General features: G+C 59.3%; 9 protein-coding genes. 5 read left to right on the forward strand and 4 right to left on the reverse strand.

Going from position 1 to position 12,543, the window contains the following annotated elements; genetic code table 11:
- The 3 genes from APH41_RS25315 to APH41_RS25325 all read right to left on the reverse strand — a co-directional run.
- Window positions 1–1,462, reverse strand: a 1,462-nt coding sequence (locus tag APH41_RS25315) for an amidase (RefSeq protein WP_054922170.1), incomplete at its 3' end; no start/stop codon positions are given.
- 170 nt (window positions 1,463–1,632) lie between these two features.
- On the reverse strand, window positions 1,633–2,499 hold the full coding sequence (locus APH41_RS25320) for a transporter (RefSeq protein WP_054922172.1): 867 nt from the start codon (window positions 2,497–2,499) through the stop codon (window positions 1,633–1,635).
- Between the two features lie 82 nt (window positions 2,500–2,581).
- Window positions 2,582–3,640 (reverse strand): phenylacetaldoxime dehydratase family protein, encoded by a 1,059-nt coding sequence (locus APH41_RS25325; RefSeq protein ID WP_054922174.1) that lies wholly within the window; start codon window positions 3,638–3,640, stop codon window positions 2,582–2,584.
- 586 nt (window positions 3,641–4,226) lie between these two features.
- Here APH41_RS25325 and APH41_RS25330 point away from each other — a divergent pair.
- Both APH41_RS25330 and APH41_RS25335 read left to right on the forward strand, forming a co-directional pair.
- Window positions 4,227–5,162: a helix-turn-helix domain-containing protein gene (locus APH41_RS25330; RefSeq protein WP_054895909.1), complete on the forward strand. Its 936-nt coding sequence runs from the start codon at window positions 4,227–4,229 to the stop codon at window positions 5,160–5,162.
- Window positions 5,163–5,691: 529 nt separating this feature from the next.
- A complete protein-coding gene (locus APH41_RS25335) occupies window positions 5,692–6,597 on the forward strand; it encodes a tetratricopeptide repeat protein (RefSeq protein WP_169918805.1) in 906 nt (301 codons plus the stop codon).
- A 186-nt stretch (window positions 6,598–6,783) separates the two neighbouring features.
- On the opposite strand, the gene APH41_RS25340 is transcribed toward APH41_RS25335, so the two are convergent.
- The gene (locus APH41_RS25340; RefSeq protein ID WP_034127379.1) at window positions 6,784–7,698 is read right to left on the reverse strand and encodes a LysR substrate-binding domain-containing protein; all 915 of its coding nucleotides are present in this window, start codon (window positions 7,696–7,698) and stop codon (window positions 6,784–6,786) included.
- 269 nt (window positions 7,699–7,967) lie between these two features.
- Here APH41_RS25340 and APH41_RS25345 point away from each other — a divergent pair, with 269 nt between their 5' ends.
- From APH41_RS25345 to APH41_RS25355, 3 genes are all read left to right on the forward strand, one after another.
- Window positions 7,968–8,990 (forward strand): zinc-dependent alcohol dehydrogenase family protein, encoded by a 1,023-nt coding sequence (locus APH41_RS25345; protein WP_054922177.1) that lies wholly within the window; start codon window positions 7,968–7,970, stop codon window positions 8,988–8,990.
- A gap of 707 nt (window positions 8,991–9,697) precedes the next feature.
- On the forward strand, window positions 9,698–11,122 hold the full coding sequence (locus APH41_RS25350; protein ID WP_172415478.1) for a hypothetical protein: 1,425 nt from the start codon (window positions 9,698–9,700) through the stop codon (window positions 11,120–11,122).
- A 36-nt stretch (window positions 11,123–11,158) separates the two neighbouring features.
- The coding region (locus APH41_RS25355; protein WP_054922179.1) for a PLP-dependent aminotransferase family protein at window positions 11,159–12,543 on the forward strand (1,385 nt) is incomplete at its 3' end.

Below are 12,543 nucleotides of genomic sequence, written 5' to 3' on the forward strand. Positions count from 1 at the left end.
TCGTGCCTTCGGCATAGTGCTTGCTGACCAGCATCATCCCGACAGGTAAACCGTCTACCAGACCACAGGGAATCGACATGGCCGGATGCCCGGTGATGTCCTGGGCAGAGGCATTGCCGATCATTTCCAGTGCACGGGCCACGTACTCGGTAATCGAGCAACCCGGCTGCGGGTGGGGTTGGGCGATGATCGGGACGGTGGGCATCACCAGCAGGTCATACCGCGCCAACGCGGCGTCATACCCGGCACGTGCCACGCGCCTGAGGTTTTGTGCCTTGGCGTAGAAACGTCCGTTGTAGCGTTCCAGACCGTATTGCCCGACGAACATGCACAGCTTGAGAGAAGCGGACAGGTCATTGGCCTGATCGCGCCATCCGGCTTGCTGGTCCAGCAACCCGAGGTCATACAGCCCTTGCCAGTTAAAACCGGCCCCATTGCCGTGCATCATCTGCATCATCAAGCCTTCACAGCCGATGGGGTGCCATAGCGAACCGGCAATGCTGTGCTCAGGCACCGACACCTCCTCGACCTGCGCGCCCAGCCGCGAAAACGCTGCAATGGCTTGACGTACGCAAGAGGCCACACGTGGGTCCTGGTTGGCCAGTTCAAAACCTTCGCGCAGGATGCCGATCCTCAGCCCGCTGACACCGCGTTCCAGGTAATCGCTGTAAGCGTCGACCTGCGGCGCGGCTTGTCGCGGATCGAGCCCATCGGCGCCGGCCATGACTTCCAGCATCAAGGCGTTGTCGCGCACGTTTGCGGTAATGGGGCCGGCGTGATCGATAGTCGCTTCGATGGCCATGATGCCGGTGTAGGGCACCAGTCCGTGGGTCGGCTTCATGCCGTAAGTGCCGCAGAAGGCGGAAGGGATGCGGATTGACCCGCCCTGGTCACCGCCAACTGCCAGGTCGACCTCGCCGGCGGCAACCAGTGCTGCGCTGCCGGAAGACGAGCCTCCCGAGGCAAAGCCCTGGCGAAAGGGGTTGTGCACCGGTGCAGGATCGGAGGTGTGGCTGCCGCCGGACAGGCAGTAGTGTTCGCACGTTGCCTTGCCGAGGATGGTCGCGCCGGCATCCAGCAAGCGCGTGACAACCGTGGCATCGAAGGCGGGAACGAAGCCTTCAAGCGGCTTGGCACCATTCATCATGGGGACGCCAGCCAGTGAAATATTGTCCTTGAGGGCGACCGTTTTACCCGCCAGCTTGCCTTCGCGCGCACCGTTGACTTCGGTGCGGAAGTACCAGGCGTTGAGCGGGTTGTGTGCGGCCGAGGGACGATAGCCCGAGCTGCGTTCATAACGGACCGGCGGGATGAAGTCCGGCAGCTCGTCAACCAGGTCATATGCGTCGAAGCTTGCCTGCATAAGCGCCAGGTATTCATCGGCTTGCTTTGCACTGAGTTGCATGTGCAGGCTGCTCGAAATATCCAATAGCTGTTCAAGGGTGGGGCGAGCGATTGCCATGGTTGGGCTGTCCTTATCGTAAGTGGCCGAAGAGCACTGCGTGCTCAATATCAGCGAGCCTGGGGCTCAAGATAGTCCGCGCATCCAGCCGGCGGCTTGGTTGAGAAAGACATCGACTTGGTTGAGCCGGACACCCAGGCGCCAAGGGCGCGCGGTCGCAGTTTCTGGCGTTAAAAAATGTGCGCGTAGCGCAGGTTCATGCGGAAGTCTTCGCGGGTGCCGTTGTCCACCGAGAGGTCTTTGCCCAATTGCAGTTGCACCTGGTCGGTGGGGGTGACGAACTTGGTGGCGGTGAGACGCAAGTTGGTGGTGCCTAGTTCGTTGTCCTGATTGACATGCTCGACGTTTGTCTCGCCACCCCAGGTACGCCCCAAGCCAATACCAAAGGTGGTGGTGGCGTCCGGCATGTAACGCCCCATGATCTGCGCTGCGTAGGACACGTCCTGCTTCATGCGGTCGGCATTTGCACCGTAATCCGTATTGTCGCCATACCAGGTCGCGCCGCCGACCAGGTCCATCGCCCATTTCTCTGTGAAGTGCTTGACGTAGGCGCTCTGCAGTTCGAATTTCCAGCGGTTCTCCCCTAGGTTAAGCGCGTCGTCCTTGTCATACGTCCCCGAAGGCACATACACATAGGGGGCGATACTGAGGGTGTCGCGGGCTTCGTTGAACCGCCATTTCACCGGCGCGGTGAGGATCAAGTCGCCCACGCCTCGAGTACTGCCCAGTGCTGAGGCGTCACCTGCGCCGGAGACGTGCCCGAAAGGCAAGAGGAATTGCGGGTCGATAGTGACTGTGTCGCTGAGCGCATACACATGGAGCAGACGCAGGATGCCAACGTCGGAGGTCACCCTGAAGTCAGAGCTGACCTTGTGTCCGTTGGCGTAAGCCGAGTCCGTAGTGGCGTGCTGATAATAAATCGCACCGATAGTGGCGCCGACCGGATATTGCTCGTAATCGCCAGGCGCGACTTCACCCGCGTTGGCGTGGAGGGCGGGCAACAGGGTTGAGAGAGTCAGCAGGTGGATCTTGTTCATTGTTTATTCCTCGCACAGGGGACCGGGCCACCCGTGAAGGGTGGCAGGCGGTAGAAGCCGGGTTGTTAAACGCCGCGGGCGCTCAGGCTGTGGGCGGCAAGGCGTCGCGCAACATGCCGGTTTGCGAGTGACAGTTGATGTACTCGAAGACCTGGCTCTTGGCGTCGGACACGGACACCTCGTGGTACAGCCTCAACTTCTTCAAACCCGCGGCCACGCGAAAGAACGTCACGAAAATACGCAGGTGGGTAGGGTGGGATTCAGCCCAGCGTTCGAGTTTCTCCACCGAGCGCCAGTGACCGATGTTGTAGCTCAGGTCGAGAACGTTGCCGTCCAGGTCGATATTGCGCACGAACCTGTTGCTGTAGCAGCCCAGCGGCTGACCGTTGTCACGCAGGAAGTCCATGCCGTCCTGCAACGTCGGTAAAATTTCGTCGAGGTAGAGGGAGCGCTCCTCTGCCTCGGCATCCGCCCAGTCCTGGCCTGAACGAATCAGTGTGAGGTTGTCGTGCCCCAGCACCACGACGCGTCCGCCCTTGGCGGGGTCGCCCGCGACCACTTGCAGCTGGCTCGTGGGCTTCATCCAGTCGGTCTGGGAGATCGGGAAACGGTCGCGCATCGAGCCCCAATAGCCGTGCTCTTCGATCTCGCCACTGGTGGCATCCATGACTGCGCCGACACCGGGCAGGTTTTCCTGGAAGGCGTATAGCGTCTCGAACTGCTCGGCGCGTGGCGCGGTGATTTCGCGGAAGTAACCCAGGCCTTCACCCAGGCGATCCGGTGAACTCCACCAGTCATTCACCTGGGGTGAGCGCAACCAGCGGCAATGGGCGGCAGGGTCTTTCCAGTACCCGACCACAATCAGATTATCAAAGCCGCTGCTGTCGGTGTGCTGGGTCAAATCGTAGTTCTGCGGGCCCTCTGCCAGGCTGAAACTGCCGACGATGTGGCGCATAGCCTGCAAGGCCGCCTCGCGCTGGGCATCTCCTTGATATTGCACGCCCAGATAAGCCATCACCACTTGTTGAAGTTGCTCATCGGCGCGCGCCACCCACATCGGGAACGGCGGTTGATACTCTTCGGGTACACGGCGGGACAGGGTGCGTGGGCATTTCAGATGTGTGTCGATTGCAGATTCCATCTTGAGCTCCTCGTTATCTTCGTTCAGGCCTACGGGTGGGCGTCATCGCGTCGGCGGCAGGGGGCGCTTGGCGACCTGCCGTCGGTGCAGTAGCTGCATGGCCCCCCATTCAATCAACCAATAAGCCGACTCCTCAGGCGCGAGGTCGCGCCGTTGCAGAAGCCAGGAGGAATCAGCCAGTCGTGGTGCAGAGTGTCGATGCATGGCGTGCCTCATCAGCGGGGTATGAGCTGCTGCGAGGTGGAAATTAGGCCGGCAGAGAAGGCCGCGCTTTGTTAGGCGAGACAACCGCTTGGTTGGCAAAGACAGTCCTGCTACGGAGGTTCACCTGTGGTCTGCGCTGGTGCACACGGGCTGATGGCGTGATGTGATGTGCCCTTAAACGGGCATAGGCGCGAGACCTGTGGCGAGGGAGCTTGCTCCCGTGACGGCCTGACAGCCGCCTCCCTCTATCTGACACCCGTCGGTGCAAATGTGGAAGCTGGCTTGCCACTGCATTTGGCGTGTTAATTGCTTCGATGGCTGACAATCGGCCGCACGTTACAACTTCTCGAGCGCCTATTGCATCGTTGTCGAGGTCAGCGTCATGAACCCGAACACTCAGTATTCGACCCTTGCCGTCCCTGCAACACGTCGGTTTGATTATTGGAAAGAAGTGGTCTGTCGTCATTGCTTGGCGGCCGATAGCAAACCCTTGTCCCAGAGCCGCTTTGATGGCTCGCTCACCCTTAATACAGTCGGCGCGCTGGACATCTGTACGCTGTCTTCGCCGCTGCATTACTGGGAGCGTTCCGAGCAGCACCTGCGCAGCGGTCCGGCCGAAGATTTATGGTTGGGTTTCGCTCGAAAGGGCCATGGGCAAATCGAACAAGGCTCAAGAAAAGCCAACCTGGCGACGGGCAACTTGTTTCTTTATGACGCAACCCAGGCGTTTCGCTTCAGCCTGGGTGGTACCGAAAACCACTTGATCCGTATTCCCAGAGCGTTGCTCACCGAACGCCTGCCGCGTATTGCCGAGTACACCGCGATGGTCCTCGACGACCGGCGCCCAGGCGTCGTGCCCTTGCGTGAAATGCTGCACCAGGCCGCGAGCACGCCTGCGTCGCTGCAGGATGAGCGCATCTCGAATCGTTACTCAAGTGCTGTGCTTGATCTGCTTGTAATCAGCCTGGAACTCCAGGACCTGAAAACCAGCCATCAGGAAATGGACCTCTACGGCCGCATCATGCAGTACATCCAACGCCACCTGACCGAGCCGGAGCTGTCGATTGAAGCCATCGCCAAAGCCCACAATGTGTCCACCCGCACCGTTACACGGGCCTTCGCACGCTACCAGAAAACCCCCGTTGCAGAGATCTGGAAAGAGCGCTTGAATGCCAGCCGAGAAGCAATCGAGCGTGGCCAGGTACGCAGTGTGTCCGAAGCGGCGCTGGACTTTGGGTTTTCTGATTTCTCGCATTTCAGCCATGCGTTTCGCAAGGCGTTTGGCGTGGCACCGAATACGCTTTTACGCCGCGATTGAATTGCAAGAAGGAGCGCTTGTGCCGGGTAGCGAGCCTCTGAAAAGCCAGGAATGAAAGAGGCTATCCGGATCCCCGCAAAGCATTTTGATTGGGCTCCAGGACAATGTTTTCAGGTTGATAACGCTTTTGTTTGCCCTCATTCGCATCGAGTGTGCGATTGATCGCCAATGGCGATTTCCGAAGGACTCCAGTCTGGCAGGCGCTGGTACTCAGTGTTTTTCTCTCGCAGGGATCGTTTTTGTGGTTTGGCCGAGATTCTTGAGCTTATCGGTCAGCATCATTCGTTCAGTGCAGCACCGAGTGCAGCCAGCGCTACGGCATTGCGATTCGATATAGCGGGACGAGGTTGCTTCGGCGTGATCGCCACCGTGAGCGCCCCTTCTACGGCAGCTGTAACCGCGTGCGCCTGAGTGCCAGTGGGTGGTTGCACGGGTGTCTTTCCTCCAGCAAAAGCCACTATTTGGGCGATATCCTCTGCTCAAAGGTTGGCATAATGCCTTGCTTTTACCGCAAGGACGCATGGACGCCATGTTAAAACCAGCCTACCTTCTTTTGTTTTTCTTCACCCTCGCGGGCTGTCAAAGCCTGCTTCGACCTGCTGATTACGATTCCCTCCACGTTGGTTTTCGCTGCATGGGCCTTGCCGGTATAGAGCCCTTCAACCGAGACAACTTGCGTTATATCGAACGCTTCGCCGGTTACGGCAACGCCACCTGCATGGCCATGCTGGGCAAGCTGTATCAGGAAGGCGGGCACGGCGTCGATCAGGATTTTCGCAAGGCCCGTGCCTTGTTCGTAGAGTCCGCCAAGATTAAACCGGCCACCAATGTGCTGTTGGGTCAGATGGCCGAACGCGGCGAGGGTGAGCCCGTGGACTATGCCAAGGCGCGCCAGTTCTATCGCCTGTCTGGCAACAATGCCGTGCTGGCGCTGGGGCGTTTAATGGAGGAAGGCAAGGGTGGCCCGCAGGATTTGCCTGGCGCCTTGGCACTCTATCTGGGCGCAATCCGTTACTGTGGCGACGAAGAGTGGCAAGCCATGAATCGTCTGCGTCTGGCAGGACAACCGCTGACTGAAGACCAAATGAAACGTTATCAGCAAATCTGGCTGACGAGTTTTCTCAAACTGCAGACTCGGCGGCTGGCTGTCCGGGAAGTGTTTGAAGCGGTCAATGCCACGGGCGAGAAGAAGAGCGTGCGGCTGTCCTATCGCTTCACGTCAGACAGCGGTACGCCGAAAGTAACGATGCTCACAGGTTCGGGCGACGCGAATGTCGACGCATGGGTCATGAAGGCCGCGTCGCAAATCACAATGGGCAACGCCGCGCCGCTGACCGACAGTTCGGGCGTGCGGGAGATCGTGGCGCCGCTGGTCTTCGTGCCTCAAGACACCCAGCGCATGATGGGGTTGTGCGGGAGAAAGCCCTGCGGTTGACGGGTTTCTCGCGATTTGTAGCGCTCATGAATATCTGCACGCTGAGAGTCCAACATGGAGAAGGCCAGGACGCGGTCAACTGCTTCCAAGAGGTCTCGGTGCACCGCGTCGTCGAATGGAGTGGATGAGTTTCCCAGGGATGAGAAGGGGCAGAAATGATCAGCTAAACAGCCTGCCACATGGTCCCTATAAACTTTCGGGATCGCCAAAAAACATCTGAATCCGCGACCTCAACCACCGCTCCCCCGGATCATTATCCTGCGACCCCCGCCACGCCATGTGCAGCTCAAACGAGCGCACCGGCAACGGCGGGTCCTCGGCACGCAAACCACCCGCTGACGTCAGCGCTTCCGCCGCATAATCCGGCACGGTGGCCAGAATGTCCGTACCCGCCAGCAACGTACCCAAGCCATTGAACTGTGGCACCGCGAGCACTACGTGGCGCTTGCGGCCGAGTTTTTCCAGCTCTTCATCGATAAACCCGCTCAAGTCGCCGGCAAAGGACACGAGCGCGTGGGGCCGTGAGCAGAAGTCATCCAGGCTCAGCGAGCCCGGAACGCTGTCGGCGCGCAGCAGTTTGGGCAGGCTGCGGCGCAGTACCTTGCGCTTGGCGTTGGCGGGCAGGTCGGCGGTGTAGCTGACGCCAATGGAGATTTCACCGGAGGCCAGCAGGCCGGGCATCAGGATGTAATTGACGCGGCGTACCACCAGCACAATGCCGGGGGCTTCGGAACGCAGGCGTTTGAGCAACTGTGGGAGCAAGGCGAACTCGACGTCGTCGGAAAGGCCAATGCGAAACACGGCGGTGCTGGTAGCCGGGTCGAATTCGGCGGCGCGGCTGACGGCGGTGGAGATTGAGTCCAGCGCCGGGGAGAGCAGGGCGAAGATTTCCACGGCGCGGGCCGAGGGCTCCATGCTGCGCCCGGTGCGCACGAACAGGGGATCATCGAACAGCCCGCGCAGGCGCGACAACGCCGCGCTGATGGCCGGCTGGCCGAGGAACAATTTCTCGGCGGCGCGGGTCACACTGCGCTCATGCATCAAGGTTTCGAATACGATCAAGAGGTTAAGGTCGACACGACGCAGGTCGTTACGGTTCATCTTGTGTCCTGGAAGAGTCAGCAAACTTGATGTGAGCGGTCACGTAGCAACCCCCTGAGGTTCGATTCAGAAGGATGACCGGCATGAATCTTACGGGGAAAGGCTGGTACTCTGCACCGGCTAATTGATTTTTCCTACGATAGTTGAGGTGTGTTCCTCGCTCGCGGAATCAATGACAGGCATGTCGACTATTAATGGTGACCGGTGGTCTTACCCCCAAAGCCCAGATAAAGTTCATGGCATTAGAGGTTACTTTGACGAGGTTTGCGATGTCCCGCACGATCCGTTTTCACAAGTTTGGTCCGGCCGAGGTGCTCAAATGCGAAGAGCATGCGGCCGCGCAGCCCGCACCGGGCGAAGTGCAGGTGCGTGTCGACGCGATCGGCATCAGTTGGTACGACATTCTGTGGCGCCAGAACCTGGCGTCTTCCCACGCACGCCTGCCTTCTGGCCTGGGCCATGAGATGGCCGGGGTTGTGGTTGCCCTGGGCGATGGCGTGAATGACTTGGCGGTCGGCGATAAAGTCGCCAGTTTTCCGGCCGAGAGCCCCAATGATTACCCGGTGTATGGCGAGCAGATCGTCTTGCCCCGTTCGGCCCTGACCCGGTACCCGGATGTCTTGAGCCCGATTGAAGCCAGCGTGCATTACACGCCGTTGCTCATCGCGTACTTTGCGTATATGGACCTGGCGCGGGTCAAACCCGGCCAGTTTGCCCTGGTGACCGACGCCAGCCACTGTGCCGGCCCTTCGTTTGTGCAGCTGGGCAAGGCCCTGGGTGTGCGGGTGATTGCTGCCACCAAAGACAGTGCTGAACGTGAATACCTGCTGTCCCTCGGGGCGGAAAAGGTCATCGTTACCGAAGAACAAGATCTGCTGATGCAGATCAACAAGTTCACGGACAACCGTGGCGTCGACGTGGTGTTCGATGGCCTGGGTGGCCCGCAGATGTCGCTGCTCGGTGACGTCCTGGCGCCGCGTGGCAGCCTGGTGCTGTATGGCCTGCAAGGTGGCAACCAGACGCCGTTCCCGGCCTGTGCGGCGTTCCAGAAGAACATTCAGTTCTTTGTGCACTGTATCGGCAACTTCACCGGCAAGCCGGAGCTGGGCATTATCCAGGACCAGGTGGCGTTGCAGCGTGCGTTGCGCGATATCAACCAGCTGACAGCCGACCGTGTGCTTGTCCCACTGAAAACCACGGTGTTTCCGTTCAGTCAGTTCGTCGAAGCGCACCGATACATGGATGAATGCCCTTGCCGCGAACGGGTGGCGTTGCAGGTTGAAGCTGTTTGAGCTGTAGGAGTATTCGCAAATGAATACTCCGGCGCCTGAGCTGATGAGGCAAATGCGCCATTTGACAGGGCTTAACCCGCACCGGGGTTGAGCCGCCGCACGGGCGCTGCGCCCCGTAAACAATACCGTTATTGCCCTCCGCCGCCCTGAAACCCAGTGCGGCGCTGTTGTGTGGGCGTCATTTAAGTTGGGTTGAGAGGCCATCTGAACTGCTTTTCGACGCTGTTCTGTATCTGTTAATCATTGTTTGAGTGCCGATAATTGAGCCTTCTTTGTCATCTCAAGGATTGAGCCATGATTGAATGCCGGGCATTAACATCTCGCGCTTGCGGAACTAACGATGGTCTGATTTTTTTTTTCGAAAAGTACAAAGTGTGCACCCCGTCGTTTTGCAAGAAGCCAGGATGAGTGGATGATTAATATTTGTCGGATGCTTCTCTAATTTCTTAGTTAAAGCAGTGTAGGACGTTGTCAGAGCCTTCCTAAGGCTGGCGGTCTTTGGCGCTGTAAGGCGCGCAGCTACGTGGTTCACGTCCTGGGATAGTCATCGACTGTTCTTTTGGTTGTACCTGCACTTTTGTTGCAGAGTGCTAATGTTGAATCCATGTCGTGCTGCGCAACGGATGACAAGCCTACAAGTGTAATAGGTCGAGCGCTCCTGTGTGGTAGTTGCTCGAAACTAATATTTCAACTCAGGTAGTAGAACGATGAGCACTATTCACGAACAAGCCATGAGCTATGTTTACCAGCAAGTTTTGCAACGTTTAGTGGGGCACTTTACCCGTGCTGAACGTACGGTGCTTCAATTGCTGATCCAGCGAATCGTGGTGGCCGCCGGTGGCATGGAGCAAGTGGGGAATTACAAGGTACTGATCGGGCACGGCGGCGGCGCAGTCAGCAGCTACACCTTGGCGATGCTGCGCGCTGCGCAACTGACCATCGCTGGGCGCGCGCCCAAGACTTTTCATTTGCGTGTGGCCACGTTGCGGCACGCGGGTATGACTCAGGCCACGCTCGATTCGCTGCACCACGGCTACGGCGCGCTATTTTTCCACGATGACCCACGGGTGGAACTGTTGATGGTGGAAAACCACGAAGTGCTGCCCTTCAATCATCAACGGCCTGCGGCCAGTGCCGGGCGTGAAGTGAGCCGGCGCAACAAGCTGATGATCGGGCACCTGACGTCCGGCGACATTCGTGCCACCCTGTGCAACGACACTTTTTTGGCCCTCGGCGATTTCTACCAGCGGGTCGCCACCTGGAATGGCGGCGTGCATGCTCTGGTCAGCGGCGACTCGGTGCGCAAGCAAAGCCAATATATCGCGTGGCTGAAAAAAAGCGCCTTGGCAACCGGCCTGACATTCGCACCCGCTAACCCGTCGTCGCTCAGTGCATGGTTTGCACGCATGGAGGAATGGAGTGTCGGTTGCTACCGCCACCTGTATGGCGAGCACTACGCAGGCGCTGAGAGTCCTGGCCGGGGCGGGCACCGTCATGTGGCATATATCGGCATTGCCGACCTGCTTGACGACGTGGACGTTGCCCAAGCGCCACTGCTCACTCAATTCCTCGCCCACAAGCGGGACCCATTCGAGTTCCACTTCAGCCATCCTGCTTACCCCAACCCTTTACTCATGGCGCATATGCATGGGTTGCAGGCCCAGTGCCTGCGCGAACTCTCCTACGAACATGGCGTCGAGGGGTTCTTGCGTCAGGCGGCGGACTACCTGCATCGAAGACAGGTACCTGTTGCGTTGATCACCGAAGCGTGTGCTCTGCAGGGCCAACTGTTGTCTACAGCTTGTGCTCAGGCGTTCTCTGGCCTGGACGAAAGCCAATTGACCTGCCTGGTGTTCGCGCCGTTCGTCCAGCATGGCGAACGCCTGGAGGGTTACTTGCGTCAATGCCATCCCGGCATGCTGGTAGCGCTCCCCGAGCTCCACAAGGCCCTGCAGGGCAAGCCCGTCGCGGACATGCTGCACCAGTGGCTGATGGATATCAGCGGGTTGTCGCTGCCGTTGTTGCAGCACCTGTACCGCAAATGCCCGCTGCCGGGCAAACGCAGTGCGCGTGTATGTGAACCTCGTTTCAAGCGGTCCAAGGCTCGTATCACTCAAATGTCGGGACGCTAGTCGCGTGTATTCACCTATGGAAACTGGTGATCAGCGATGAACCTGAGGGGAGAGCGACAGGCAGACTTTGCCTATCAGGCGGTGTATCGCTACATGATCAACCTGATCAATGAAGTCAGCCGGGAAGCACCGGTCAAGCTACCGTCCCTGCGCCAGTTGGCGACGCGGTTGAACGTGTCAATCTCGACGATTCAGTACGCTTACTCGCTGTTGGAAAAAGAAGGGCGAGTGTACTCGGTGGCCAAGTCCGGCTACTTCGCCTGGCCCGTGGCCGCAACCATGCCCATCATGGCGGGTACGGACTTGCTCGAGCGCTTGTATACAGCCGCCCGGCGCCCGGCGATGGTTGTGCTCAGCAATGATGAACCGGCGCTGTTGGGGTCCCTCGATGGCGCGTTGCTGGCGCTGGAGCGCCAACTGGTGCGCCGGTATCCCCATCATCTGCAACCGTCGCAACCTTGTGGCGTGTGGGAGTTGCGTGCTGCATTGGCAGCCCGTTATACCGCGTCGCCCACCCATTGTTGGCAAGCTGATGAGGTGTATATCGGTGCCGACCTTCAGGGCGTTCTGGAAATCCTCGTTGATGCCCTGGACCTTAAAGGCACGGTGGTGGTAGTTGAATCGCCGTGCGATTACCTGGTCTTGCGCCTGCTACAGGCCGCTGGCGTGCGGGTCATTGAATGGCCCTGGCGTGCCGACGGCCGCCCGGACTTGACCACATTGGAGCACCTGCTGCGTCATGAACCAGTGCACCTCGTGCTGCTCTCATCCGTGGTCAGCATGCCTTCGGGTAACGCCATGACCGACCCCGAGCGGCTGCACGTAGCGCGTCTGCTCGACCAGCACGGCTGCTGGTTGCTGGAGAACGATACCTTTGGTGACCTGAGCTTTGCGCCGCCCGGATCGGCCTTGCGCAGCCTGGTCAACCCAGAGCGGCTGATCGTGTTTTCTTCGTTCGAAAAGGTTTTGGGCCCGGAAGCGCCCTTTGGTTACCTGCTGGCGCGGCAGATGAGCAATGAATTGCAACGCCAGTTCTTGCTGCGTTCGTTTCGACTGTCCGCCATTCGTCAACGCGCCATTGCGCGGCTGTACGAAAGCGGTCGGTTCGACCAGCACCTTCACACGCTGCGCCAGCGCCTGCATGAGCAGGCGCACGCCATGAGTCACCGCTTGGATGCGCGTATGCAAGGGTGTGTGCATTACCGCATGCCCGTGGCCGGGGCGAGTTTTTGGTTGCAGTCGACGGCGCCGGTGGATATGCGCCTGGTGTTTCAGCGCATGCTCGCCCAGCAGGTGGTGATTGCCCCAGGCGAACTGTTCAGCCTCAGTGGTTTGCATCACCAGCATATGCGCTTGAGCCATACCTTCAGCGGCCATCCCAACCTGGACATCGCCCTGGATACGCTGGCGCAGACGCTCCT

The sequence above is a fragment of the Pseudomonas sp. NBRC 111138 genome (assembly GCF_001320835.1).
Classification (GTDB): domain Bacteria; phylum Pseudomonadota; class Gammaproteobacteria; order Pseudomonadales; family Pseudomonadaceae; genus Aquipseudomonas; species Aquipseudomonas paracarnis.

Bases quoted from the DNA above. Each gene is read 5' to 3' on its own strand.
- APH41_RS25320 (WP_054922172.1), bottom strand. From the start codon at position 2,499: ATGAACAAGATCCACCTGCTGACTCTCTCAACCCTGTTGCCCGCCCTC.
- APH41_RS25325 (WP_054922174.1), bottom strand. From the start codon at position 3,640: ATGGAATCTGCAATCGACACACATCTGAAATGCCCACGCACCCTGTCC.
- APH41_RS25330 (WP_054895909.1), top strand. From the start codon at position 4,227: ATGAACCCGAACACTCAGTATTCGACCCTTGCCGTCCCTGCAACACGT.
- APH41_RS25335 (WP_169918805.1), top strand. From the start codon at position 5,692: ATGTTAAAACCAGCCTACCTTCTTTTGTTTTTCTTCACCCTCGCGGGC.
- APH41_RS25340 (WP_034127379.1), bottom strand. From the start codon at position 7,698: ATGAACCGTAACGACCTGCGTCGTGTCGACCTTAACCTCTTGATCGTA.
- APH41_RS25345 (WP_054922177.1), top strand. From the start codon at position 7,968: ATGTCCCGCACGATCCGTTTTCACAAGTTTGGTCCGGCCGAGGTGCTC.
- APH41_RS25350 (WP_172415478.1), top strand. From the start codon at position 9,698: ATGAGCACTATTCACGAACAAGCCATGAGCTATGTTTACCAGCAAGTT.